The following is a 25,720-nucleotide window of genomic DNA, read 5'->3' on the forward strand; positions in this document are numbered from 1 at the left end:
GCATGCGCCCCCCCATCCATGAATTCAGCGCCGAGCGCCTTGCCGGAGGCAGCCAGTCGATGGCCGACTATGCCGGCAAGATTCTGCTGATCGTCAATACCGCCAGCCATTGTGGCTTCACACCACAGTACGCAGATCTCGAAGCGCTGTACCAGCGCTATCGGGAACAAGGCCTGGTGGTTCTTGGTTTTCCCTGCAACCAGTTTGGATCGCAGGAGCCTGGAGACGCTGAAGAAATTGCCAGTTTCTGCCAAAAGAACTATGGCGTCAGCTTCCCGATGTTCGCCAAAATCGACGTCAACGGCAACGATGCCCACCCGCTCTACCAGTATCTGAAGAAAGCCGCGCCTGGCTTGCTGGGCAGTGAAGGAATCAAGTGGAATTTCACCAAGTTTCTAGTCGATCGCCAGGGAGCTGTGATCGGACGCTATGCGCCGGCGACCGCCCCGGAGTCCATCGCCGGTGACATCGAGAAACTGCTATGAAGCCTGGAGGCGTGCAGAATCTGGATGATCGGCGGCTGCAGCGAGCATTGCCAATGCATCGCCAGGCGTGGACCGATGCCCGCGCCTGACTTCAGCGCCATGCTGCGCTGGCCGAACGTGCCAGCCTGCTACGGCTGGCTGTCACTGGACCGGCGTGGCCACTGGCGGCTGCGCGGTGAGGTGCTTGGCCATGCCGGCCTCAATGAATTTCTGAACCGTCAGTACGCGCATGACGCGGACGGTTGCTACTTAGTGCAGAACGGCCCGCAACGGGTGTTTGTCGAACTCGAATACACGCCGTGGGTGCTCCGCCTGGGTGCAACAGGCTGCCTCGAAACGCATACCGGCGAGGATGTCAACGAAATTCGTGGCGCCACCCTCGACAATGAAGGCAATCTGCTGATCGAGATCCCCGAGGGAATCGCCCTGCTCTGCGACCGTGATCTGCCTGCCCTTCGCGACTGCCTGCGCTTGCCGGATGGCGAACCCGCTGATGATGCGAGCGTACTCGAAATCATTGCGCAGCCAGTTCCTGGCCTGACCGTACTGACCCTCGACTGGGCAGGCCAGCACGTGCCGGTGGCCTCGATACCCCGATCCGAGGTACCCGGACGCTATGGCTTCGTTCCCTCACCGCGACCGGCGACGGGGTGAGCCGCGACCGCCGAAGTCCCTGGCGGGATGGACTATTGATTCATGTTGGCGAATAATTACATGCTGTCAACCGACAGTGGGTCCGACGTTTCGGTGTCGGAACGTGTTTTAGCCGAGGTTTGTGATGCGCTACCAGGTTTTCGTGGAAGAAGAGGAAGGCTCCGACGCTGGAGGGGATCTGGGCAATTTCGATCAACTGGATGAGGTTTGGGCATTCATCCAAAGCCGTCTGCCCACCGGAGTATTCAGTGATCGCCGCCTGGTTTGGGTGAAGGATCGGGAAGCCAAAGGCGACGTTTCCTTTTCCATGACCAGCGCGCTATGGGCCGAGCATTGCGAAACACCGCTGGCCTTTGCTCGCTGCTTCAAGATGTTTCTTGCCTTCAAACACGAGTAGGCCTGCGCCGGACTCAATGAGTCCGCCAAGCCCGTCTTCCGATCTCGCGGCCCTGCAGACGACGCGGGTCGCTCGCGGATCACTATCGCCTGACCGGTGTCTGCCAGCGCTGCGGACTCTCGAATCAGTTTGTCGATCCCGGGGTACGCCTTGCTAGCCAGAGAAACCACGCCCAGCGCGATCGTGCGGTATCTCGATCAGTACGTCATTGGCCAGGATCAAGCCAAGAAGGTTCTGGCTGTAGCCGTCTACTCGCATTACCGGAAAATCGCCACCTTCGCCCACGACCAGGGATCGTTCGCCAAAAGCAATGTGTTGCTCGTCGGACCTTCAGGAACCGGCAAGACCCTGCTCTGCGACACTCTGTCGAGGATGCTGGATGTACCGTTCGTGACCGCCGACGCGACTTCGCTGGCGCAGACAAAGTATGTCAATGAAGAAATTGAGGCGGCCTTGCAACGACTGCTGGAAAAGGCCGACGGGAACGTCGAGAATGCCCAGCACGGGATCATCTTCATCGATGAAATCGACAAGCTGAAAACGGCACCCGCTGAATCACGGGCTACGTCAGGCGAGAGCGTACAGCACGCATTGTTGAAAATCATGGAAGGTTCGCCGGTCAAACTGAAGAACAATCAGTACATCGACACCAGCAATGTCCTCTTCATCTGCGGTGGAGCCTTCGTCGGTCTTGAAAAGATCATGTCCAAGACGCATGGTTTCGGGTTTATCGCCACCTCGGCTGACGACAACCAGAATATTCTCGATCGGCTGAACCAGCGGGTGAAACCGACCGACCTGTTCGAGTTCGGGCTGATTCCCGAATTCACCGGCCGCCTGCCGGTGATCGCCAACCTGCACCCGCTGACCAAGGCGATGCTGGTGAGCATCATGAGCGTCCCGAAGAATTCGATCTACCGGCAGTACATCGAGATCTTCCGGGGCGAAGGCGTCGAGTTGAGCATCGGCCAGCGGGTCTTCGAGCAGATTGCCGAAATCGCCATCGAATACAAAACCGGCGCGCGCAGCCTGCGCGGCATCTTCGAGGAACTGATCACCCCGATTCTCTATGTCGTACCGGACAAACCAGAAATCTGCAAGGTTGAAATCCGATCACTCTTCGAAGATGCCCGTTATTTCAGACGAAAGTAAGCACGGCAGCCGGCCGGCGCCGGCCGGCCGGCGCACAACGATTGTTCCCGGGTCGCGGCTGCGGCCCTGTTGCTGGCCGGTTCTGAAGCTCGCGGTGTTCGGCGTGCTCGCTTTCTATCTGATTGAACTCATGGGAATCAGCATGTTTCAGGATAATCTGCTCTACTACCCGGACCGGGCCAGGGTTGCGGAAATGGTTTCGAGCGGGCTCTCACCCTGGCCGACGGATCAGGATTTCCGCGGCCTGCTGGCTGAACCCCAAACGCCGGCGCGTGCCACGGCAATTGTTTTTCATGGCAACGCAGGCCATGCCGGGGATCGTCAGTTCTACGCCAGCGTGCTCGGCCGGCTCGGTCTGCGCGTCATCCTCGCCGAATACCCGGCTTATGGACCACGCAGCGGCGAACTCGGCGAGAAGAGTCTGGTCGCCGACGCCCAACAGACGATTGCTCTCGCGCATGTTCGTTACCGGGAGCCGCTGCTGATCATCGGGGAATCGCTGGGTGCCGGGGTCGCGGCGGCGGCCAGCGCAGACCAGCGCGAGAGGGTTGCCGGCCTGCTGCTGATCACGCCCTGGGACCGGCTTGAACATGTCGCCAGCCACCACTATCCCTTGCTCCCGGTGAAGTGGCTGTTGCGCGACCGCTACGACAGCGTGACCCATTTGGCGGCGTTCGGCCGGCCGGTACTGGTGGCCATTGCCGAGCACGACACGATCATTCCGGCACGCTTCGGCAAGGCGCTCTACGATTCGCTGGCCGAACCCAAGCGCCTTTCGGTCATCGCAGGGGCCGACCACAACGACTGGTTCTTCCGACTCGACGACGTCTGGTGGCGACAGGCGATCGACTTCCTGCTCCCAGGAACCCGCTGATCGAAGTACCTACCGTGTTTTCCTCGCAGCCATCCGCTCGTGCCTCTCGCCGTGGTCGATGGCGGCCATCCGATCCTCGCCTCGCGCCTAAAGGCCACTTTGGCTCCTACGGCACGAGTTGCAGGCCGTTTTCCTCACAGCATTCCCGCAGTGCCGCCTCGGTTGCCTTGGTCTCGTAGTCGTACCAGGCTTGCAGACAAGCTCTCCGTTCGAGGAAATCCTTGAAGCGCGCATACGCGCCGCGACGGTGGAAGAATGCGACGATGGTGTCCGACGATCCGGGGAGCACTTCGTCCGCGAAGCGCCGAACCAAGTCCTTCCCGAGGTCGAGGTCGTACTTGTGCGGGACGGCGACGTACAGTGAGGCGTCGTCGATGTCCTCGGGCAGTTCCTCTTCGAGGTCGTGGCTGGACGAAGCCCAGTGCAGGCGTCCTGTCTGGCGCGAGACGAACGCGGAGTGCTCGGATGGCGCGGCGGCGCTGACCCACTCGAAGGCGGAGAGGAGATCGTCGTAACGGATGCGGGTACGAGATTTCGGTTCGGCATGCGGTGACTGATTCATGATCGGTCAGCGCCTTTCTCTAACCGCCATCTGCTCGTGCAAGGTCCGCTTTGCCGGCTTGAGCGGCGTGCGGCTGACCGTCCAGCCGGACTGCAGCGGCGGCGTCAGCGCGCGGAAGCGCGTCGCCAGCCAGCCGAAAGCGCGATACAGCGCCGGGCGAGTATACAGCGCCGCCCAGCCTGACCAGACGGCGTCCGCCAGTCCGCTCTTTGCTGCGCCCTGGCCGAGCATCGGCGTGTGACCGGGGCGCGCGTCGTGCTGCGCCTCGCCGCGCAGGCGGATGAGCAGGTCGGGAATCGGGATTTTGACCGGGCAGACCTCACCACAAGCACCGCAGAGACTCGAAGCGGTCGGCAGGACGTGCGTCGCCGCCAGGCCCAGCAGGTGCGGCGAGATGATCTCGCCGATCGGACCGGGATAGGTGGTGCCGTAAGCGTGGCCGCCGATACGGGTGTAGACCGGGCAGTGATTCATGCACGCGCCGCAACGGATGCACTGCAGCGTCGAGCGTAACTGCTCGTCGCTGTACGCCTGGGTGCGGCCATTGTCGACCAGCACCAGGTGCATTTCGCGCGGCCCATCCTTTTCACCCGGCTTACGCGGACCGCTAATCAGGTTGAAATAGGTGGTGATCGCCTGGCCGGTCGCCGAGCGCGTCAACAACCCAAACAACGGTGGCACGTGTTCGAGTTTCTCGACCACCTTTTCGATGCCGGTAATCGCGATATGCACGTCGGGAACGGTGGTGCACATGCGGCCGTTGCCCTCGTTCTCGACCAGGCACAGGGTGCCGGTTTCGGCAACGGCAAAGTTCACTCCCGAGAGGCCGATCTCGGCAGTCATGAACTTCTCGCGCAAGACGGCACGGCCGATGCCGATCAGTTCATCGACCGAATCGGTGTAAGTGGCGCCGGGCACTTTCGCGGCGAACAGGCGGGCGATCTCTTCCTTCGTCTTGTGGATCGCCGGCATGATGATGTGCGAGGGTTTTTCGCCATCCAGCTGGACGATGTATTCGCCCATGTCGCTCTCGAGTGCTTCCATGCCGGCATCTGCCATCGCGTGATTGAGCTCGATCTCTTCACTGACCATCGACTTGCCCTTGACCATCAGCTTCGTCGAATGTCGCCGGGCGATGTCGATGATGATCGCGTTGGCCTGTTCTGCGTTCTCGGCCCAATGCACCTGCACACTGTTCTCGGTCAGCTTGCGCTCGAGTTGTTCGAGCAAGTCGGGTAGCCGCGCCAGGCTGTACTTGCGGATGTGTTCGGCAAGCGCGCGCTGGCGTTCGAACAGCGCAGCGTCGGGGAATTGCGCTGCGCGTTTGCCGATCAGAAAATCCATGGCACCGCGGAAGCTGCGGCGCAGATGCTGGTTGGCGACCGCCATCGCGGCGCGCTGCTTGAATTCGCTGGCGGGGACGAACTGTAGCGGCCTGGTATTCATTGCAGAACCTCCATTTTGCCCTCTTCGAGCAGCAACAGGACGATCAACTCTTTCGGGCCATGCGCACCATAAGCGAGCGTCACCTGGATGTCGGCGGTCTTCGACGGGCCCGAAACGAGCAGCGCATTGGTCGGCAGGTGCTCACTCCAGCCCTGATCGGTCATTGCCGTAAAAAAATTGTCGTAAAGCTGCCTCGCATCCAGCAGCGCAAAATGGATCGGTGGCACCAGCGACATCAAGCGCGGTTCGCTGGCGTCCGGCCAGATGATCAGCGTGCCGGTCTCGGCAATGCCGCCGCGCGTCGAGGTCAGGCTGGCGTCGGTATCCTGGAAGAGTTCCTTTTTCCACCCCTCGACCGGTCGATCATAAGGTTTCAGCCCGCCGATCCCGGCGGCCTGCAGCGCCGCTGCATGTGGCTCGGCGTGCAGCAACGAACGGACTCCTTTGGCCACACAGAGTTCGCGCAGCTTATGCGGCCAGTTGGCGTGCGTCGCCGGCACCACTTCGCCATGCCAGAAAGCCATCTTTTCGCAGAACAGTTCGATGCGCGCCGCGTGGCTGCTGGCCGGTTGCTCAGCGTCGCTGGCGGCGTGAAAGGCATGCACGTCGGGCAGTATTGGAGTGATGCCCGGTGCTGCCGCGCGCAGGCGTTGCAGGATACGGTCACGCGCGCTCATCGCTGCCCCCTTTCGCCACCGCTGCGTTGCCACAGGAAAGTGGCCAGATGCTGGCCCTGCAAGTCATCCCCACGTTTCTGCAGCGTGTGGTTGAGGTTGAGCATGCAGCCACAGTCTGCGGACACGAAGGTCTGTGCACCGGTTTCCTTGATCGCCTCGACCTTGTCACAGGCCATCGCCGACGAGATCGCCGGGTGTTTGAGCGAGAATGTCCCACCGAAACCACAACATTCGGATTCGTGTCCATGTAGGGCGACCTCGACTCCCGGCAATTGGCCCAGCAGTGCGCGCGCATGCAGGTGCGTACTCATCTCTCGACGGGCAGCGCAGGAAGTATGTAGCGCCACCCGCGCTGGTGTGCCCTGATCAATCAGCCGGATCTTGACGACATGCAGAAGAAACTCGGAGAGTTCGAAAATCCGCTCGGCAAACGCCTTGGCTTCGGACAAGAGGCGCGCATCGTCAGCGAAAATCTTGGGGTAATGGTGGCGCATCATGCCGGCGCACGAACCGGAAGGAACGATCACCGGCCACGGTTCGGGAAACAGGCGCAACTGCGACAGCGCCACCGCACGGGTCTGCTCGGGAAAGCCGCTGCTGTGTGCCGGTTGCCCACAGCATGTCTGATCGGCGGGAAAATGAACCTCGATTCCCTCGCGTTCGAGCAGGCGAACCGTATCGATGCCAGCCTCCGGACAGAACAAATCGATCAGACAAGTCCCAAAAAGATAGACTCTGGCCGGCTTTTCAGGGTATTGGCGGCTGCCTGTTTGTTCCATGTAGACTCCTCTCTTCGTGGCGAAAAAATGGTAAGACCAATAAGTGGTAAGACCAATTTTTCCCACTCTAAGACTGCCCGTGCATTTTGTCAATCTCCGCGCAGCTCTCGGCGCTGGAAAATCGCCCAACGAGACCGGCCAGGCCGATCGGCCGTCCTGGCCGAGGATAACTGGTCAGACCACTGGATTCCTGCCATAATTCCAAGCAGATCAACCCTATCGACCCACCCGCATGAATTACAGTAAGCTCAACCTGCCCCGCATCCCCGACATCATCGCCCACCAACTCGAGACGCGCATTCTGGAGGGCTCGCTGAAACCAGGCGACCGCCTGCCAGCCGAACGCGAACTGGCGGTGGAACTGGGAGTCTCCCGCCCGTCACTGCGGGAAGCGATCAAGCAACTGGTCTCGCGCGAGCTGCTGGTCAGTCGCCACGGCGGCGGTACCTACGTTACCGACCGGCTCAACACCAGTTTCATGGATCCCTGGCAACAATTGGTCGATCAACACCCGTCGCTGCAGCATGACATGCTCGAGTTCCGGCATTTGCTCGAGGCGTCGGCAGCCGAGCTGGCCGCACAGCGGGCCACCGACGCTGATCTGCAACGTCTCGATGCGGCTTACGCCCGCCTTGATGCCGCCTATCTGGGCACGGACCGGAGTGCCCAGGTCGCTGCCGATGTCGCTTTTCATCTGACGGTTGCCGAGTCGGCACACAATGCCTTGTACGGACACCTTCTGGCCAGCGTCTTGCGCCTGCTGCACGAACATGTCCGGCGCAGCCTCCGGGAGATGGCAGTCAATCCCGACACCGGGAGGCAACTGATGGAGCAGCATCAGGCCATCCACAATGCGATCGTCGAGCGCAGACCCGAGGCCGCGCGGCAAGCCGCGCAAACCCATATTCACTATGTCCGTCAACGCATCAGTGAGAGTTGATCAACCTTTCTCGCGCATCAGCCGGGCCTTCTCTCGCACCCAGTCGCGTTCTTTTTCGGCTTCCCGCTTGTCGTATTGCTTCTTGCCCTTGGCCAGACCGATCTCGACCTTGATGCGGCCACGCTGGAAATGCAGGTCGAGCGGCAGCAGGGTGTAGCCAGCGCGTTCGACCTGACCGATCAGCTTGCCAATTTGCCGGTTGTGCAGAAGCAATTTGCGGGTGCGCACCGGGTCCGGCCTGACATGCGACGACGCCGCCAGCAGTGGCGTGATATGCATACCGAAAAGAAACACTTCGCCGTTACGGATGACGACATACGATTCCTTGATGCTCGCCCGCCCACCCCTAATCGCCTTGACCTCCCAGCCCTCCAGGGCGATTCCGGCTTCCAGTTTCTCTTCGATGAAGTAGTCATGAAAAGCCTTCTTGTTGGCGACGATGCTCATGGTGCCGTTTCTCGGGTAGTCAGGGTTCGGGAGTGCTAGAATCCGGGATTCTACAGGATTCACGAGGTATGGCAGCAGATGGCCATGGTCAAGAAATCGGTGCTGATCGAGCATTCGTCGCAACAGATGTTCGACCTGGTCGACCGCGTCGAGGACTACCCTCAGTTTCTGCCCTGGTGCAGCCTGACACGCTGCATCTTCCGCGACGACACGAGAACGATCGCTACCCTGCATATCAACTACCGCAGCGTCAAATCCCACTTCACCACCGAGAACAACAAGGATTCACCATTCTCGATGAACATGAACCTGGTCGATGGCCCGTTTCGCCGGCTGGACGGGGTGTGGCATTTCAAACCACTCGCCGCGGATGCTTGCAAGATCGAGTTCCAGCTTTCCTACGAGTTCTCCAGCAAGATGTTCGAAAAGGTCATCGGGCCGGTCTTCAGCCAGATTGCCAACACTTTCGTCGACGCCTTCGTGAAGCGTGCGTACGATGTCCATGGTGTGCCGAATGCCTGAGATGCTGATGATCGAAGTGGTCTATGCCTTGCCGACCAAGCAGCATCTGGCCAGCCTTCAGCTACCCGCGGGCAGCACCGTGCGGCAGGCGATCGAGGCTTCGGGACTGCTTCAGAAGTATCCGGAAATTGATCTGACGAAAAACAAGGTGGGTATTTTCGCGAAGCTCAGCAAGCTCGACGCCACGCTGCGTGATTACGACCGCGTCGAGATCTACCGACCGTTGCTCGCTGATCCGAAGGAAGTGCGCAAGCAACGGGCTGCTGAAGGCAAGGTCATGAAAAAAAGGGCCGGCGACAGCGAGGTTGAGTAGCTGGCCAAGTGCTCACTTGCAGTTCACCTGTATAGCCTCGCGGACTTTGGCGATCTCCTGCGCGCGCTGCGCATCATCGATAAAGTAACGTTCGCCCTTGCTGTCGCGCAGCGCCAGGCGCTCGCCGGACTCCAGAACCTGCAAGGAACGGCGTGAAGCCTCGCAATCTTCCTTCCTTTGCACGTTCATGCGCTGTTCCTTTTCGGCCTTCTCGGCAGCTTCTCGCGAGTCCTTCTGACGCTTGCGGAATTCCATCTCGCGATCCGCCATCGTCTTGCCGGTAGAGGCATTTGCTGCCGGCGTTTCCGTCTCGATCTTGCGTTGCTGCCGGACCTGGCCGCTGGGCGGCAGGTCGGAAATCACGGTACGGTTGTTTTCATCCTGCCATTGGTAGATCTGGGCCTGCGCTGCAAGGGCAAAGAGCACGCTGGCAGCAGTCAATAGGAATTGCTTCATGTCCATTCAAAGTAAAAAATCACGTCAGCGACTGACGAATCTCCCCTCGTCTGCAAGCGTGAGGAAGGGGTTGGGAGTGAAGGAGACGGTCATCGTTTTCATGGTCTGGATTGGGCATGGCCATGACCGTCAGCGGTCAGGGAGCATGCTGTATAATACGTTTTTGTGACCTCGGATCAAAGGCCATGCGTTTAATCCAAAAGGCGCTCACTTTCGACGACGTTCTGCTCGTTCCCGCCCACTCGTCGATCATGCCGCGCGACGTCACCCTCAGGGCACGTCTGACCCGCAACATCAGCCTCAATCTGCCACTGGTTTCCTCGGCCATGGATACCGTCACCGAAAGTCGCCTGGCGATCGCACTGGCGCAGGAAGGGGGCATCGGAATCGTGCACAAGAACCTCAGCCCCAAGGCACAGGCCGCAGAAGTTGCCAGGGTCAAGCGTTTTGAATCCGGCATTCTGAAGGATCCGATCACCGTCCCGCCGAACATGTCGGTCCGTGACGTGCTGGCCCTGACCCATCTGCACAAGATCTCCGGTGTGCCGGTGCTCGATGGCCAGACTGTCGTCGGCATCGTCACCAACCGCGACCTGCGCTTCGAAACTCGGCTCGATCAGCCTGTCCGGAACATCATGACCCCGCGCGATCGCCTGGTTACGGTACGCGAGGGGGCCACCGTCGAGGAAGGCAAGGCACTGATCCATAAACACCGGCTGGAGCGTGTGCTGGTGGTCAATGACGCATTCGAATTGCGCGGCCTGATCACCGTCAAGGACATCATCAAGACCACTGAGCACCCGGACGCCAGCAAGGATGCGTCCGGCCGCCTGCGGGTCGGCGCAGCCGTCGGCGTGGGCCCTGGCACAGAGGAACGCGCCGAACTTCTGGCCGAGGCAGGTGTGGACGTACTGGTCGTCGACACCGCACACGGGCATTCGCAAGGTGTTCTCGACCGCGTCCGCTGGATCAAGAAAAATTTCCCGATGGTCGAAGTGATCGGCGGCAACATCGCCACCGCCGACGCCGCACTGGCGATGCTTGCGCACGGTGCCGACGGCGTCAAGGTGGGCATCGGTCCGGGCTCGATCTGTACCACGCGCATCGTCGCCGGCGTAGGTGTCCCACAAATCACTGCCATCCAGATGGTCTTCGATGCCCTGCAGGGAAGTGGCGTACCGGTGATCGCCGACGGAGGCATACGCTACTCGGGTGACATCTCGAAGGCGATTGCCGCGGGTGGGGATGCGGTCATGCTTGGCGGCCTGTTTGCCGGAACCGAAGAAGCACCCGGCGAAGTGGAACTTTTTCAGGGACGTTCGTACAAGTCGTATCGTGGCATGGGCTCGATCGGTGCCATGGCCGCTGGTGCCGCCGACCGTTATTTCCAGGACGCCGCTGCCAATGTCGACAAACTGGTGCCCGAAGGCATCGAAGGTCGGGTTCCTTACAAGGGACCGGTGCTCGCCGTCATTCATCAGTTGATGGGCGGCCTGCGCTCGTCGATGGGCTATCTCGGCTGCCGGACGATTGACGAAATGCATACCAAGGCCACTTTTGTCGAAATCACTTCCGCGGGTGTCCGGGAATCACATGTCCATGATGTACAGATCACCAAGGAAGCACCGAATTACCACATCGAATGAGCGGCATTCGACCATCGGCGGGCGGCAGAAAGCCGCCCGTGTCACTTGAGGACCGATGATGTCCCATCAAAAAATCCTGATTCTCGATTTCGGTTCGCAGGTCGCCCAACTGATTGCTCGCCGCGTCCGCGAGCAGCAGGTGTATTGCGAGCTGCATCCTTACGATGTCACGGCAGAGTTCATTCGCGACTTTAAACCGCGGGGCATCATTCTCTCCGGAGGTCCGAATTCGGTCTATGAGGTTGCGGACTTCAAGGTCCCGTCGCAGGTGTTCAAGCTTGGCATTCCCGTGCTGGGCATCTGCTACGGCATGCAAAGCATGGCCGAGCAGTTGGGCGGCAAGGTCGAAAGTTCGAACAGACGTGAATTCGGCTATGCCGAAATGCGCGCGCATGGCCACAGTGCCCTATTCAAGGGCATCGAGGATCGCCGCAATGCCGAGGGTCACGGCCTGCTCGACGTCTGGATGAGCCATGGTGACAAGGTCACCGAATTGCCGCCTGGCTTCCGGATCATCGGCAGCAACGAATCGACACCGATCGCAGCGATGGCCGACGAGGAACGCAATTTCTACGCCGTGCAGTTTCACCCGGAAGTCACGCACACGCTCAAGGGCAGGGAAATCATCGGCCGTTTCGTGCACGACATCTGCGGTTGTGGAAACGACTGGAACATGCCCGATTACGTTGCCGAGGCAGTCGACAGGGTACGTTCACAGGTCGGCACTGAAGAGGTGATTCTTGGTCTCTCGGGGGGTGTCGACTCGTCGGTCGCGGCGGCGCTGATTCACCGCGCGGTCGGCGACCGGCTGACCTGCGTCTTCGTCGATAACGGCCTGCTGCGCCTCAACGAAGCCGCCCAGGTAATGCGCACCTTTGCCCGCAATCTCGGCGTCAAGGTGGTGCATGTCGACGCCACGGCGCAATTCATGGGCCACCTGCAGGGCGTGTGCGATCCGGAGCAGAAGCGCAAGATCATCGGTCGCGAATTTGTCGAGGTTTTCCAGACCGAGGCCGGCAAACTCGGAAACGCCCGCTGGCTGGCGCAGGGAACGATCTACCCCGACGTGATCGAATCCGCCGGAGCGAAAACCAGGAAGGCACACACCATCAAGAGTCATCACAATGTCGGCGGCCTGCCCGAGCAGCTGAACCTGAAGCTCCTCGAACCGCTGCGCGAACTGTTCAAGGATGAAGTGCGCGAACTCGGCGTCGCGCTCGGGCTGCCGCACGACATGGTCTACCGCCATCCCTTCCCCGGTCCCGGTCTGGGCGTGCGCATTCTGGGCGAGGTGAAGCCCGAATTCACCGACCTGCTGCGCCGTGCCGACGCCATTTTCATTGATGAGTTGCGCGCCGCCGGATGGTACGAGAAGACCAGTCAGGCTTTCGCCGTGTTCCTGCCAGTCAAATCCGTGGGAGTCATGGGAGATGGTCGAACCTACGAATACGTGATCGCCCTGCGCGCCGTCGAAACCCAGGATTTCATGACCGCACAGTGGGCAGAGCTGCCACACCGCCTGCTGGGAAAGGTCTCGAACCGGATCATCAACGAGGTGCGTGGCATCAACCGGGTGGTCTACGACATCTCGGGCAAGCCGCCTGCAACGATCGAGTGGGAATGATTCTGCGTCAATCGGGCACGCGCAACCAAAGCTGGAAAACGCCACGAAAGCCTTGAGAAATCAGGGATATTTGCTGATTTGTCTTTCACATCAGCGGGGCGGTCGCTCGGTCGCGTGCCGGGAAGTCACTACCGGACAGAAAACCCTCGAACGCTGCGGCGGTTAGCGGCTGGCTGAACAGAAAACCCTGCATGTCGTCGCATTCCAGGCCGCTGAGCATTTGCCTCTGGGCTTCGGATTCAACGCCTTCGGCCAGTATGCGCAAGTCGAAGCTGCGAGCGATGCAGGCAATGGCGTGAATGATCGAGGTAGAACTTTGCTTGTCGGGGTTCAGGTCGCGGACGAAAGACTGGTCGATCTTGATGCTGTTGATCGGGAAACGGCGTAGATAGTTGAGCGATGAGTAGCGGGTCCCGAAATCATCGATGGAAACCTTCAGCCCGCAGTTGCGCAGTTGCTTGACCGTGCTGATATTTTTCTCGGCGTCTTGCATCAGCAGGGTCTCGGTAATCTCGATGTCGAGTACCTCCGCAGGAATCGCGTAGGTATCGAGACGCCGCATGATCCGCTCAGGCAAATCACCGCGTTCCAGTTCTTTCGGCGAGAGGTTGATCGCCAGTTGTAGACGGGTGAATCCCTTGCTACGCCAGGACGCCAACTGGCAAAGTGCGCGGTCGATGACCCATTCGCCGAGGGCGACGATCATTCCGGTATCTTCGGCCAGAGGAATGAAGGTATCCGGCATCATCAGGCCATAGCGCGGGTGATGCCAGCGGATCAAGGCCTCCATCCCGATCGTTCGCCGTTGGCTGAAACTGATCTGAGGTTGATAATACAGTTCGAATTGGTCGCCGATTTCCAGCGCCTGCCGCAGGTCGCCCTCCAGTGTGAGGCGCATGCTATGACCACTGTGCATATCGGGCGCATAGTGAAGATAGCCGTTCTTGCCGCGTCCCTTGATCTGGTACATTGCAATATCCGCATTGCGCAAAAGCACTTCCGGAGTTTCGCCGTTGTCGGGGTAGAGCGCGATGCCAATGCTGACGGTGGTAAAGAAATCCAGACCGGCCACCTTGAAGGGTCGCTTGAGTTCGGCCAGCATCTTGGCAGCAATGACCGTGGCATCATCACCGTTCCCCAGATCAGGCAACAGTACGGTGAATTCGTCGCCCCCCTGGCGAGCCAGGGTGTCTCCCGAGCGCAGGCAACTACGACTGCGCTCGGCAAAACACTTGAGCAACTCGTCGCCTTCGTGATGGCCATAGGTGTCATTGACCAGCTTGAAACGGTCGATGTCAATGAACATCACCCCCACCCGCTTGTTTTTCCGTTTTGCCTGCTTCAGGGCAACCCCCAGTCGATCCTTGAACAGGATCCGGTTGGGAAGACCGGTCAACAGATCGTGAAAGGCCTGAAAAGCGATCGTTTCCTCGGCTTTCTTGCGATCGGTGATGTCCCGTGCAACGCCCGAGGTCCCCATGAATTGCCGGTCGGTCGGCTGCCCATTGGCAGCATAGATGCCCTGCGCGCTGAGGATGGTCACGATGGTCCGGTTTTCGAAATGGCGCACTCCCCGGGTTCTCGTCTGCAGCCGGATTTCGACGTTGTTACTTGCGCGCTCACCGATTCGCCGTTCGTTGAAAACAAAGCGGGCATGTTCCAGATCGTCCGGATACACGATCATCGAGTAATGCTTTCCCAGGAGTTCTTCGCGGGTGTAGCCGAGCATGGCCTGCACGCGGCCGTTGACGAAGATGAAGAGGCCGTCCTTGTCGAGCGTGTAGATGAAATCCGGCGACTGCTCCACCAGAAAGCGATGCAGACGTTCGGACTGTTCGAGGCGAACCGTCATCAGGGCGTATTCCCGCTCGATCCGACGGCGATGCAGGACGCGGTCTACGGTATCGATGAGTTCCTGAGGATCGCCATGCTTGCGGATGAATTCAAAAGCGCCGTGGCGCAGGGCACGGATGGCCGAGTCGATCGATTCGTCTCCACTGAAGACGACCACCGCCGTCGGCACATGCTGGTGCACCATCCATTCCATGATATCCAGCCCATGGATGTCGGGCAGATTGAGATCGAGGATCAAGACATCGACGTCGCGATCCTCAAGGCGATGGCGGGCTTCGCTGCCACTGCCGCATTCCTCGATGATGCGCCCCTCGCCAGCAAGCAGGTGCCGGTAGGCCGCCCGAATCCGCTCCTCGTCGTCGACGATCAGGATTTTGCAGGGGGTCTCCTGAATGTCCAGGCTTTGTGGCGAAAATTCGAACTCCGCGATGGCCTTCATGATTGCTCCCGAGAAGTGTCCGGCGACAAGACCGTCTTCTGCTGTGGCTGGCCACTGCCCAGGGACGGCGTGCGCTCCGGGATGGGCAACAGCAAGGCGATCATGGTCCCGAAACCTGGCTTGCTGCGGCAGATCACCGGGATTCCCAGGCGCTGTGCCAGTGCCCCGACGATCGACAGCCCGATACCGCGGTTTCCTCTGCTACGGATGTCGGCTGGGTGATGCAGCGGGCGCATCGCATCTTCACTGATGCCAGGCCCGTTGTCCTCGATTTTCAGCTCGGCAAAGTGCCGCCCCTGATGCAGGATGTCGTCAGTCAACGAAATTCTGCAGCGTTGTCCCCGGGCAAGAGCTTCGGAGGCATTTTTCCACAGGTTGAGGAGGATCTGCTTGAGGCTGTTGCGATCGCAGGCAATCCGGACGGTCTGTGCCGGCAGGAGCGTTTCGACGACAATGCCCCGTGAATCGAAAAGCACCTCGCGATAGAGCAGCAACAGTTCGCGCAGCAACTTGCCGAGGTCGACCGTGTGCTCATCAGCCTGCACCTCGGGGGTATCGCGCATGCGTCGCACAATGCTGGCCACTCGTTCGATTTCTTCGTTCAGGATGTTCAGTTCGTGGCGAACCTCGGCCGCCTGCGGCAGCTTTGCGCTCAGTATCTTGAGATAGCTCTTGATGATGGTCAGCGGGTTGCCCGCTTCGTGCACGATGTGCCTGGCCTGGCGAGTAAAACGCTCCACAACCGCGTCCTCGATCTGGACACGGACTTCCTGGGCTGCGCGCCAACTTTCCAGACTGTTGCCGGCAATTCGTCCGAAGTTCGCCAGACCCGGCAAACGGCGACCAAGCCGGGCAAACTGGCCTGCACTCAGGCCGGCAACCATGACCCCGACCGTTCCTCTACGCCCAATCATCGGAATACACAACAGGCCGTTGCTCGCAAAAGCCCTGGCAAACTGCAGGTCCATCAGGGACTTCGCCGCTGGCGGATCACGGTCGTACGAAGATCGGATCTGCTTGCTGAGCGCCGCCGCTGCCACCAGGCTTCGCTGCTCCTCGGGAAGGATGCTGACCTGACTGAACACAGGGGCCTGTTCGGCGATGCCCTGGCCTGTCAGCCGGCCGTCCAGCGGATCGCACAGCAGGAACGCGAGATGGTTCAGGTCAAACAGGATGCGCGCCGATGCACGCAGACCGGAAAACACTTCGGCAGCGGAATCGAGCGCAAACAGATCATCTTGCAAGGGTTGCATCAGGGCCTGGTTGCCGATGAGGTGAGCAATCTGGCTATGGGTGTCGGGCACGGGGCGGGGGTCCATGCCGAGTACGCGCGGCAGGCCGGTGCTCCTGCCACCGGCCTGCCGTTCCTGGAGCGTCATGCCGAGAGCCTCGGCAAGCATGCACATTCGTTGTGCGGCCTGAGCACGCAACGCACTCAGGAGGCTGCTGTTGGCGTTGCCAAACATCTGCTCGGCGAGTTGCCCGAGTTCCTCGCTCACCTCATCGTCGCAAGCCAGCGCGTGTGCCAGCCACACCACCTGGGTCAGATGCGTGCCGGTCAGCATCTGCTCGGCCGGCTGGTGGTGGAAGAGGATGCCATCGGCAAACGACGAATCAAGATGCCACTGATCGGCAAGCCAGGTACCGATTTCGCCATGGTCAACACCGAAGCTTTCCTTTTCCATTGCCGACAAAGCGCTTTCATCGGGACAGGCAGCGATGAGCTTCAGATAGGGCTCGCCCAGGGCCGAGAGCAGAATGAGTTCCCCGACATCATGCAGCAGGCCCGCCAGATAAGCTTCATCCGGTTGCTGATAGCTGGTAGCCGCCGCCAGGCTGCGGGACAGCTCGGCGACCAGCAGCGAGTGTGTCCAGAAGCCTGACAGATCGACCACCCGCGTAGCGGTCCGTTCGTCAAACAGACTCTGGACCGACAGACAGGTCGCGATCGAACGAACCAGGCGGGTACCGAGTGCCAGCAGGCAACTTTCGATACTGCGCAGGGGATTGCCACGCCGGAGCGCGGATGAGTTGGCAGCGGTCAGGACGCGGGTGCACAAGCCCGGATCCTGCTCGACCAGGCTGGCCAGCTCGGCCATGGTCGTACAGTCATCGTCGACCATTTGCAGGAGTCGCAACAGTATCTGTGGCGGCGATGGCGCACGCCCCGACTCCATGGCATGGCGAATCGGTTCCGGCAAGCTATACATCGTGGTAACAGAGGATCACTAATCGAGCTTCTTGAGATAGTCCTTGGTAAACACCTTGTCCGGCAGGTCCCGAAGCTTCATACTCCCATACTCGAGGACGGACTGTTCGCCACCGCGCAGAGCGTCTTCCATGACCAGTCGGGTGGGTCGTTTCCTCCCCTCCATGGCCTTGAAGTTCTCGTATTTGCAGGTCTTCAGGAGACGGTTGGAAAGTGAATAAAACTCCGCCTTGAAAGGCCAGAAGTCCTTATCCCGGACCCAGTAGAGTACCCGCTGGTAGGTGACGCTGCGGTCGACGCCGGTCAGTTCGAGAACGTGATATTCCTCGTTGCCGATTTTTTCTCGCCGTAACAGCTTCGGGTTGTAGTCGGCAGCGAAGTTGGCACGCGCCAGATCGCCGTTGGCAACCTGACCAGTCAGCCTTTGCGAGAGGGAGAGCCGAATCGGTTGCGAAACGTCGGGCATGAATACCCAGAGGTCCCGACCTTTCATCAACAGGATCTGGCCACGCTCGGACGCCGGCTCGGTGACCATCACGACGCTGTTGGTGTTGCCCTTGGAAAGCACGCGGTACTTGCGTACCTCGGGACCCTGTCCGCTGCTGGTTGTCGTGATGTTGACGTCCACCTGGAAGCCTTCGGTCGGGAAACGAACCTGATCGGCCTTTTCAACGATCAGCCGAGCCTCGGCATCGTCGCCTGCGGCCTGCGAAACCGGCTCCGCTGCCCGCGCCGGCATGGCGCTGGCCAGGACAGCGGCAAACAGGAGGGCCAGGGCAGTGTTGACACCGAGATGGCGGATAGTCATGATTTCCATAGTATTCAACCCATTGTGCTGGCCGTCGACGCGGTTGGCAGGAAGTGCCACCGATGAGCATGCTTGAACCCATTGTCCGCATAGAACATGTATACAAGGATTATCTACTGGGCGAACAGAAAGTCCAAGCCCTGAAGGACATTCATTTCAATATCGAACCCGGTGTTTTCCTTGCGATTGCAGGTCCTTCGGGCAGTGGCAAGACCACCCTGTTGAACCTGATCGGCTGTATCGACACGCCGAGCAGCGGCAAGATCTACATCCATGGTGAGGATGTGAGTGGGCGGACACCCGATCAGCTGGCCGATCTTCGCGCACGCAAGATCGGTTTCATTTTTCAGACCTTCAATCTGTTACCGGTGTTGTCAGCGGCCGAAAATGTCGAGTATCCCCTGCTGCACCGCAAGGATCTTTCGAGCGCCGAGCGCCGGAAGCGCGTCGCCTATTTCCTGGATGTCGTCGGCCTGTCGAAATACGCGGCGAATCGCCCGAATCAGTTGAGTGGCGGTCAGCGTCAGCGGGTGGCGATTGCCAGGGCACTGGCGATCCACCCGGCGATTGTGCTGGCGGACGAACCGACGGCGAACCTCGATCGTCAGACCAGCAAGGAAATCCTCTTTCTGATGAAAGACATCAACCGGAGACAGGGCACGGCTTTCATATTTTCGACCCACGATGATCGGGTGATCAACAATGCTCGCCGCCAGATCCGCATTGAGGATGGCGAAGTCGTCACGCTCGGCAAGCGCCCCTCCGGCGGAAAGTGGATTTTCTTGCCCGATCGCAAACCCGGTACTCCTCTCAACAATGACAACGATGAATGGTTCAGCCAGTCCACCGAAAATTCGGATGCCTCCATGGAACATAGCGATGAAGACAGCGATGCAGTTCAGAAGACTTAACCGGCACTGCATTTGTCTGGCCGTCACGGCTCTCCTGAGTGGGCCGATGGCCGCGGTCGGTGACACGGGCATGACCGATCACTCCGTCGTCGATGCGTCCGACCGATCCGAGAGCAGGCCAACGCGCATCATGCTCGCCGCCAAACCGGCCGACGCCCTGCCGACGAGCAGGGATAGTCTGTTTGGCGACGACGAGCCCGAGGCAGCTGCAAACCAGCCCGCCCGTCGGGAATCCTTGTTCGATGACGATCAGCCTTCATCACCGCCGGAAACAGGCGCTGCCAAACAGTCGTCGGCGCGTGCAGCGGGCGTTAAGGGGTTCATCCAGAACGTGATGGCCTATGACTGGCCCAAACCACGACACTGGTCGGAAATGATGACCCGCGTCGATCTGAGCACGCAGGGCGATCTCGGCAACCAGGTCAAATGGAAACTTGGAGCGCGTGTCGACTATGACGCGACCTATACCTTCACCGATTTTTATCCGCAGGCGGTGGCGGATAATCAACGTTTCAATGTTCTCCTGCGCGAAAACTATCTCGATATTGGCGCAGGGGACTGGGACTTCCGCCTTGGCCGGCAGCAGATCGTCTGGGGTGAAATGGTCGGGCTGCTGTTTGGCGACGTGGTTTCCGCCAAGGACATGCGGCAGTTCATCCTGCCGACCTTCGATATCCTGCGTATTCCGCAGTGGGCGGCCAGGGCAGAGTATTTCAAGAACGATTTCCACGCCGAACTGGTCTGGATCCCGGTCGCCAGTTACGACAACATCGGCAAACCGGGTTCCGAGTTTTTCGTCTACACACCGCCGCCCCCTCCGGGTGTCGCCACGGTGTTTCGCAACGAAAAATTTCCGGCGCGCGGTCTTGATCATACCAATTACGGACTGCGGCTGTCGGTGTTGCGTGATGGCTGGGATGTGGCAGGCTTTGCCTACAGCAGCATGAGCGTCGCGCCGACCTTCTACCGGGCAATCGTTGCCGACCCCCTGCCGACCGCGATTTATCAGGCCAGGCATGACCGTATCAATCAGTTGGGCGGCACGCTAGGCAAGGATTTCGGTTCGCTGGTCCTGAAGGGCGAGGTGGTATATACGCGCGGCCGTAAATATGAGGTCACCAATGCCACCGATGCCGACGGGGTCGTGCCGCAGAACACGCTGCTCTGGGTCCTTGGCCTGGATTTCAACCAGTTCGCCGATACCCGGATCAACGCCCAGATTTTCCAGAACCATTTCTTCAATCATGATCCGGACATCATTCCCCTGGCCAAGGAATACGGTTACAGCCTGTTGCTCAACCACAAGTTCAGCGACAAGTTCGAGGCACAGGCGCTGTGGATCGCCAGCCTGAACCGTACCGACTGGCTGCTGCGACCCCGAATGAACTGGCATTTCGAAAAGAACTGGAGCCTGGCGATGGGTGTCGATATCTTCAAGGGGTCCCCGACAGGGTATTTCGGCCGCTACGACGCCAAGGACCGCGTTTATACCGAGATCCTCTACAACTTCTGACGCCACCGTGAACGCTGGCAGGTCGAGCAGCACTGCCGGCATGCAGGTCTGCAATCCGGATCAGGAGCGACCGGAGCGCGCGCTCGCGCTGTTCGGAAGCGTGACCGACGATTTGCAGGGCCGCCTCGTCGGTACCGAGTCGACGTTGGAACGGCCAGATCTGGGCCGGCAGTTGGCGGCCCTGTTCGAACGCCAGCAGAAATTTCGATAGGCGGTGGCGTTCATGGCATCGGCGCAGGAAGTCGTCGCCCGCCAGGGCGATGAACTGAATGCCGGACAGTCGGCGCAAAGCACCAGGGAAGATGCGCCTTTAGCGTAAAACGAGATTGCCTGCTCCAAAATGAGCCATTCCACCAAGATGTGGGCTGTTTCAGCCTAAGTCCGACAGGCTGCTAGCGGCGAACCGCCTCGATTCGGCAGGGTCATGCGTCAGCGCTGACCTTGACATTCACCGATTGACGCCCCTTGATGGAGGCTCATATACTCTCGATGGTGCCGTTGGCTTTCCCATCCTTTAACAAGAACAAAGAAGACCCCCCATGTCGCCACAAGAGGAGGTGGGGCATCCCGAAGTCCTCTGGCTTCTGGGCAGCCTCAGTACGTTCCATCGCCTGCCGTTCGATGCCTCGCTGATCGAGCAGGAATTTCCCCCGCCGTACACGCTCGCCACTTTCCACGAGGCCGCGCGTTCGCTCGGGCTGAATACCGGCAAGGTCGCGCTCGCAGGCGTCGACTGGCAGAAACTCCCGCTCCCCGCCATCGCCTTCCTGCGCCCGCAACCCGTCACCCCGGAACCAATCAAGCGCCCTCCCCTCCTCATCCTCATCCTCAAGGCTGACGCCGACAAGCTCCTCTACTTCCGCACCGGCAGCCAGACCCCCGAAACCCTCCCCATCGCCGAAGCCACCCAATGGCTCGAACCCGAACTCATCCTCGTCGCGAAGATGCGCCGGGCCACCGGCGAGGAACACATCGCCGGCTTCACCACCGAGAAGAAAGCGTTCGGTTTCAAATGGTTCATCCCCGAACTCCTCAAACACAAGAGCCTCTGGCGCGACGTCCTCACCGCCAGCCTCGCCATCCAGCTCGTCGGGCTGGCCACACCGCTCTTTACCCAGGTGATCATCGACAAGGTCATCGTTCACCAGACCCAAAGCACCCTCATCGTGCTCGGCATCGCCCTCGTCATGTTCATGCTCTTCACCAGCGGCATGACCTGGCTACGCCAGTACCTTGTGCTGCACACCGGCAACCGCATCGACGCCGTCCTCGGCAGCCAGGTTTTCCGCCACCTGCTGCGCCTGCCGCTGCCGTACTTCGAACAGCGCCCTACCGGCACCCTTGTCGCGCGGCTGCAGGGGGTCGAAACCATTCGGGAGTTCGTATCCGGCGCCGCCGTCACACTCCTCCTCGATCTGCCCTTCCTGTTCATCTTCCTGGCGGTGATGTTCGCCTACAGCGGGCAGCTCTCGCTGATTGCCGTCGGCCTGCTCGGCGCCATCGCCTTCATCAGCTTCCTCGTCGCGCCCCTGTTCAAGGAGAAGCTCGACCAGCAGTTCATGCTCGGCGCAAGGAACCAGGCCTTCCTCACCGAATACGTCTCGGGCATGGCCACGTTCAAATCCCTGCAGATGGAACCGGACATCGACAAAAAGTACGGCGACTACCTCGCCCAGTACCTCGCCGCCGGCTTCTCGACCAAACAGGTGGGCAACACCTACCACGTCATCGCCAACGGGCTGGAACAGGGGATGACACTCGCCATCCTCATCGCGGGCGCCCTGCTGGTCATGGAGAACGAAGGCTTCACCATCGGCATGCTGGTCGCCTTCCAGATGTTCGCCGGCCGAATGAGCCAGCCGCTCCTCAGGATCGCGGGCCTGTGGCAGGAATTCCAGCAGGCCAATATCGCGGTGAAGCGCCTCGGCGACATCCTCGACATGCCGCGGGAACCGTACACGCTCACCCCGCACCGCGAACAGGCGGGAGTCAACAAGCGCTCGTGCCTCCTCACCATCGACCAACTCAGCTTCCGCTACTCCGGGCATCACCCCTGGCTCTTCCAGAAACTCGAACTCGCCTTCAAGCCCGGCCACCTGACCGTGGTCACGGGCCCCTCGGGTTGCGGCAAGAGCACGCTCGCCAAACTCATGCTCGGCTTCTACCCACCCACCGAAGGCCATATCGCGCTGGACGGCAAGGACATCCGGCATCTGGCCGCCAACGAACTCCGGGCCACCTTCGGCGTCGTGCCGCAGGAAACGGTGCTCTTCTCCGGCACGCTCTACGACAACCTGGTCATGGCCCACCCGCATGCCCGCTTCGAGGACGTCATCCTCGCCTGCAAGGCCGCCGAGATCCACGAGGTGATCGAGCAACTGCCGAACGGCTATCAGACGGAGATCGGGGAACGGGGGACCGGGCTGTCGGGCGGGCAGCGGCAACGCCTCGCCATTGCCAGAGCGCTGCTCAAGCGGCCGCAGATTCTGATCTTCGACGAGGCCGTGTCCAACCTCGACCAGCAGACGGCGGAGCACTTCGCGAAGACGATCAACCGGCTGAAGGGGATGGTGACGATGATCTTCATCACGCATCAAATCCCGAGAGGGTTGGCGGTGGATGAGGTGTTCAGCTTCAGCGCCGAACGGCAACAGGCGACGCGAATGGGGGTGGTGGAGGAGGAGAGGAAGTGAGGCGAAGAGACCCCAAGGCAGACGCGGCGTCGCAGGCCGACACGGCCTGGGATGAAGTCGACATGGCGCCGCTGGCCGAGGGCCTGATCGGGTTGACCTTCAGTGTCACCCGTCATACCTGAACCATCGGTCGAGACTCAATAGAGGAATCTAGGATGAACAATATTCATGGTCTGTTCTTGGGTGGGTTGCTGATGCCTCTCCTGACGGGAGGATCAAGTGGCGCTTATGCGGAATCATTGCCCACAGAAATAAAACCTGGGCAGCCTATTTTCTCTTTAGAACAACGCACCAAGCGCTCACTAACAAATCAATATCAGGAATACCGAATTGAAATATATAATGATCAAACCATCGTGTTCCACGGTATCTGGAATACACGTCTAATTGGTGAGGTGCAAGGAAAAATATCTCCTAAACAATTTTCTCAAATTTATGCCGCCTTTGTCGACATTGGTTTCTTTGACTTGAAATCGCGTTATGGCTCAGAACTAAGAGATAAAAGAATTCCACTTGAAGCGGAGAGTGAGTACACCATCACTTTCCACAATAAAGATGTTCAGAAAACTGTAGTCTTTAGTAACGCTGTTCCCCCAGGCATTCCTCCTGGCATGCGACTCTTAATCGACAAATTCAAACACATGTCTGGCGCACGACAATGGGCGTGTCCAGCAGTTGCGCAAGCCTTCCCGCCTCATGGCGAATTTTCGGATGTCTGTGATTTTTCTGAGTAATGCCGGTATCACTACACGAGGTTTTATGTTTGCCAAATTCAATCTAGGAGCAATACAAGCACTCTATGGAGCAAATGACTCGTACAACTCTGATGCGAGAGCGGTGATGACACCCTGGATGAGGGCGACAACATTGGCACAATCAAGACGAGCGACAACGATTTTGAATGGAGGAAGGCGGTATGAACATGATTTCTGTGAGGGAACTGATGCAGAGGGTCAACCTGCGTGAGGTTGACCAGGATGAATCGAACAGGAAGCCGACCCCTTTGGCTTGGCGTGGCATGAGGTCCGGACAACCGCTGTGGGGGGGGTGCATCGCAACGACTCGTCTGGAGAGACACTGAAAATGGACTCTCCGATTCTTGTTGCCCGGTGTTTGATCGCCGCTCTCGCCATTGTCGCTGCGCCCAGGGCGTTTGCGTCGGACTTGCGGATTGGGTCGATGTGCCAAGCGGCGTGGGGCGACGGATATATGAAGCCCATGCCACCGGAACGGACCGAAAAGCAGCGGGCGTTGGCCGAAAAGGGTGATCCGCAAGCCCAGTACTTCATGGGCGTGGTCACGGAGGAGAAGGAAGAAAGCAACCGATGGCTGCAAAAAGCCATTGCCAACGGTTCGAAAGGTGCGGCGGCTTACTACGCGTATCGACGCGATCCTCGCCTGGAATACTTCAACAACCCCGAACGCTGGGATGAAGACCCGGACGAAACCCATCGCTGTTGGTGGCCCCGGAGCGGCCTGGGCGAAGCCGACCAAACCGAAATACTCGGCACGATCATCGCGGCGGCGGAAGCGGGCGAACCGCAACCGGCGACCTGGCTCTGGCAGATGGTGACTGGCGGCACGCGCTTGGGCAGCTTCCTCGTGAACTGCAAAGTGACCCACCCTTTACTGAACAGTTCTGACGCGCCCAAGTGGGCGGAAATCGCGGCACGCGGCGGTAACCCGTGGGCGCAGGAAAAACTGTGCTCGGCCTACACCGGAGCGACGATGCCACAGCGGGTGCATGCGCCGAAGGTGGAATGGGGTTTCCAGGCCAATCCGGCAAAGGCGTTTCAATGGTGTTCGATTGCAGCTCAAAATAATTGTGCCAGAGGCGCCAATCTTCACCTCGCAAAATTGTATGAAATGGGAATAGGTGTTGAAAAATCTCCTGCACTAGCCAGTTATTGGCGGCAGAGATGGAACGTCGTTTCGCCACCAAATTATGGAATTACCTCAGTTAATCGCCCGGTCTGTAGCGCAGAACAATAGTCAGAAAAAATCGAGGAAATGCAATGACCACAGAATTTGAGATTGAACCACGTGCAGAAATTGAACGCAACATCACTCAGCTTGGCCCTTTGCGCAACCGTCAGACCTTGGTGGTATGCATCTTGGCCAACGCCCAGCCGGGCATTCCGCTGTATGACGTCAGTTCGCTACAAGCTTTTCGGGATAAATATTGGCCAAGCAGCACCCCGCTGACCGATCAAGTTCTAGATAAAGATTTTAGAGAGGCAACGCTCTATAACCAGAGGGCTTTCGGCATTCCTGAGGAGGTCGATCGTCAAGCTCTCTGGAATAAGGTGATTTCCTCAT

The 25,720-nt window shown here is 59.6% G+C and carries 27 protein-coding genes; 18 read left to right on the plus strand and 9 right to left on the minus strand.

Going from position 1 to position 25,720, the window contains the following annotated elements; all coding sequences use genetic code 11:
- The first annotated feature begins 2 nt into the window (after positions 1-2).
- From AW06_RS11115 to AW06_RS11135, 5 genes are all read left to right on the plus strand, one after another.
- Positions 3-485: a glutathione peroxidase gene (locus tag AW06_RS11115; protein WP_034949807.1), complete on the plus strand. Its 483-nt coding sequence runs from the start codon at positions 3-5 to the stop codon at positions 483-485.
- 75 nt (positions 486-560) lie between these two features.
- Complete coding sequence (locus AW06_RS11120) at positions 561-1,139, plus strand: DUF2946 family protein (RefSeq protein WP_034949883.1); 579 nt, start codon at positions 561-563, stop codon at positions 1,137-1,139.
- Positions 1,140-1,263: 124 nt separating this feature from the next.
- The gene (locus tag AW06_RS11125; RefSeq protein ID WP_034949810.1) at positions 1,264-1,536 is read left to right on the plus strand and encodes a hypothetical protein; all 273 of its coding nucleotides are present in this window, start codon (positions 1,264-1,266) and stop codon (positions 1,534-1,536) included.
- Positions 1,537-1,686: 150 nt separating this feature from the next.
- On the plus strand, positions 1,687-2,688 hold the full coding sequence (gene clpX / locus AW06_RS11130) for an ATP-dependent Clp protease ATP-binding subunit ClpX (protein ID WP_034927713.1): 1,002 nt from the start codon (positions 1,687-1,689) through the stop codon (positions 2,686-2,688).
- Between the two features lie 130 nt (positions 2,689-2,818).
- Entirely contained in the window at positions 2,819-3,562 is a 744-nt protein-coding gene (locus AW06_RS11135; RefSeq protein WP_046536349.1) for an alpha/beta hydrolase, read from the plus strand.
- 106 nt (positions 3,563-3,668) lie between these two features.
- Here AW06_RS11135 and AW06_RS11140 read toward each other — a convergent pair whose 3' ends face one another.
- From AW06_RS11140 to AW06_RS11155, 4 genes are read right to left on the minus strand one after another with little or no spacing between them, the layout of a single operon-like run.
- Complete coding sequence (locus AW06_RS11140; protein ID WP_246148266.1) at positions 3,669-4,124, minus strand: hypothetical protein; 456 nt, start codon at positions 4,122-4,124, stop codon at positions 3,669-3,671.
- Positions 4,125-4,130: 6 nt separating this feature from the next.
- On the minus strand, positions 4,131-5,570 hold the full coding sequence (locus AW06_RS11145) for a LutB/LldF family L-lactate oxidation iron-sulfur protein (protein ID WP_034949813.1): 1,440 nt from the start codon (positions 5,568-5,570) through the stop codon (positions 4,131-4,133).
- A complete protein-coding gene (locus AW06_RS11150; RefSeq protein ID WP_034949816.1) occupies positions 5,567-6,247 on the minus strand; it encodes a lactate utilization protein in 681 nt (226 codons plus the stop codon). Before AW06_RS11150 ends, AW06_RS11145 begins: the two co-directional genes overlap by 4 nt.
- Complete coding sequence (locus AW06_RS11155) at positions 6,244-7,026, minus strand: (Fe-S)-binding protein (protein WP_034949819.1); 783 nt, start codon at positions 7,024-7,026, stop codon at positions 6,244-6,246. Before AW06_RS11155 ends, AW06_RS11150 begins: the two co-directional genes overlap by 4 nt.
- Before the next feature lie 232 nt (positions 7,027-7,258).
- On the opposite strand from AW06_RS11155, the gene AW06_RS11160 reads away from it, so the two are divergent.
- Positions 7,259-7,966, plus strand: coding sequence for an FCD domain-containing protein (locus AW06_RS11160; protein WP_046535707.1), 708 nt, complete (start codon positions 7,259-7,261; stop codon positions 7,964-7,966).
- On the opposite strand, the gene smpB is transcribed toward AW06_RS11160, so the two are convergent.
- A complete protein-coding gene (gene smpB, locus AW06_RS11165; RefSeq protein WP_034949821.1) occupies positions 7,967-8,413 on the minus strand; it encodes an SsrA-binding protein SmpB in 447 nt (148 codons plus the stop codon).
- A gap of 78 nt (positions 8,414-8,491) precedes the next feature.
- Between smpB and AW06_RS11170 the strand changes: the two genes are divergently transcribed.
- Positions 8,492-8,935, plus strand: coding sequence for a type II toxin-antitoxin system RatA family toxin (locus AW06_RS11170; RefSeq protein ID WP_034949824.1), 444 nt, complete (start codon positions 8,492-8,494; stop codon positions 8,933-8,935).
- Positions 8,928-9,248: an RnfH family protein gene (locus AW06_RS11175; protein WP_034949826.1), complete on the plus strand. Its 321-nt coding sequence runs from the start codon at positions 8,928-8,930 to the stop codon at positions 9,246-9,248. Before AW06_RS11170 ends, AW06_RS11175 begins: the two co-directional genes overlap by 8 nt.
- A 12-nt stretch (positions 9,249-9,260) precedes the next feature.
- On the opposite strand, the gene AW06_RS11180 is transcribed toward AW06_RS11175, so the two are convergent.
- Entirely contained in the window at positions 9,261-9,704 is a 444-nt protein-coding gene (locus AW06_RS11180) for a DUF4124 domain-containing protein (protein WP_034949829.1), read from the minus strand.
- A gap of 185 nt (positions 9,705-9,889) precedes the next feature.
- Here AW06_RS11180 and guaB point away from each other — a divergent pair, with 185 nt between their 5' ends.
- Both guaB and guaA read left to right on the plus strand, forming a co-directional pair.
- Positions 9,890-11,350, plus strand: coding sequence for an IMP dehydrogenase (gene guaB / locus AW06_RS11185; RefSeq protein ID WP_034949832.1), 1,461 nt, complete (start codon positions 9,890-9,892; stop codon positions 11,348-11,350).
- A gap of 58 nt (positions 11,351-11,408) precedes the next feature.
- Positions 11,409-12,974, plus strand: coding sequence for a glutamine-hydrolyzing GMP synthase (guaA, locus tag AW06_RS11190; protein ID WP_034949890.1), 1,566 nt, complete (start codon positions 11,409-11,411; stop codon positions 12,972-12,974).
- 85 nt (positions 12,975-13,059) lie between these two features.
- Here guaA and AW06_RS11195 read toward each other — a convergent pair whose 3' ends face one another.
- From AW06_RS11195 to AW06_RS11205, 3 genes are read right to left on the minus strand one after another with little or no spacing between them, the layout of a single operon-like run.
- Complete coding sequence (locus AW06_RS11195) at positions 13,060-15,267, minus strand: EAL domain-containing protein (RefSeq protein WP_034949834.1); 2,208 nt, start codon at positions 15,265-15,267, stop codon at positions 13,060-13,062.
- Positions 15,264-17,477: an HDOD domain-containing protein gene (locus AW06_RS11200; protein WP_034949835.1), complete on the minus strand. Its 2,214-nt coding sequence runs from the start codon at positions 17,475-17,477 to the stop codon at positions 15,264-15,266. The genes AW06_RS11195 and AW06_RS11200 overlap by 4 nt, the downstream gene beginning before the upstream one ends.
- 18 nt (positions 17,478-17,495) lie before the next feature.
- Positions 17,496-18,293 carry an outer membrane lipoprotein-sorting protein gene (locus tag AW06_RS11205; RefSeq protein ID WP_034949838.1) on the minus strand — a complete coding sequence of 266 codons (798 nt, stop codon included), beginning with the start codon at positions 18,291-18,293 and terminating at the stop codon, positions 17,496-17,498.
- A 59-nt stretch (positions 18,294-18,352) separates the two neighbouring features.
- Between AW06_RS11205 and AW06_RS11210 the strand changes: the two genes are divergently transcribed.
- The 8 genes from AW06_RS11210 to AW06_RS11230 form a co-directional block, all read left to right on the plus strand.
- Entirely contained in the window at positions 18,353-19,195 is an 843-nt protein-coding gene (locus AW06_RS11210; RefSeq protein ID WP_138677289.1) for an ABC transporter ATP-binding protein, read from the plus strand.
- 70 nt (positions 19,196-19,265) lie between these two features.
- Positions 19,266-20,708: a DUF1302 family protein gene (locus AW06_RS11215; RefSeq protein ID WP_212761112.1), complete on the plus strand. Its 1,443-nt coding sequence runs from the start codon at positions 19,266-19,268 to the stop codon at positions 20,706-20,708.
- 40 nt (positions 20,709-20,748) lie between these two features.
- Positions 20,749-20,919, plus strand: coding sequence for a hypothetical protein (locus AW06_RS20430; protein ID WP_273704610.1), 171 nt, complete (start codon positions 20,749-20,751; stop codon positions 20,917-20,919).
- Between the two features lie 328 nt (positions 20,920-21,247).
- Positions 21,248-23,401 (plus strand): peptidase domain-containing ABC transporter, encoded by a 2,154-nt coding sequence (locus AW06_RS11220; RefSeq protein WP_034949841.1) that lies wholly within the window; start codon positions 21,248-21,250, stop codon positions 23,399-23,401.
- Complete coding sequence (locus tag AW06_RS20435; protein ID WP_273704611.1) at positions 23,398-23,523, plus strand: hypothetical protein; 126 nt, start codon at positions 23,398-23,400, stop codon at positions 23,521-23,523. Before AW06_RS11220 ends, AW06_RS20435 begins: the two co-directional genes overlap by 4 nt.
- A 33-nt stretch (positions 23,524-23,556) precedes the next feature.
- Positions 23,557-24,135 carry a DUF6438 domain-containing protein gene (locus AW06_RS20440; protein WP_273704612.1) on the plus strand — a complete coding sequence of 193 codons (579 nt, stop codon included), beginning with the start codon at positions 23,557-23,559 and terminating at the stop codon, positions 24,133-24,135.
- Between the two features lie 349 nt (positions 24,136-24,484).
- A complete protein-coding gene (locus AW06_RS11225) occupies positions 24,485-25,393 on the plus strand; it encodes a sel1 repeat family protein (RefSeq protein ID WP_034949843.1) in 909 nt (302 codons plus the stop codon).
- A gap of 23 nt (positions 25,394-25,416) precedes the next feature.
- On the plus strand, positions 25,417-25,720 hold a 304-nt coding region (locus AW06_RS11230; protein WP_034949845.1), incomplete at its 3' end, for a hypothetical protein.

It is taken from the genome of Candidatus Accumulibacter cognatus, from assembly GCF_000584975.1.
Classification (GTDB): domain Bacteria; phylum Pseudomonadota; class Gammaproteobacteria; order Burkholderiales; family Rhodocyclaceae; genus Accumulibacter; species Accumulibacter cognatus.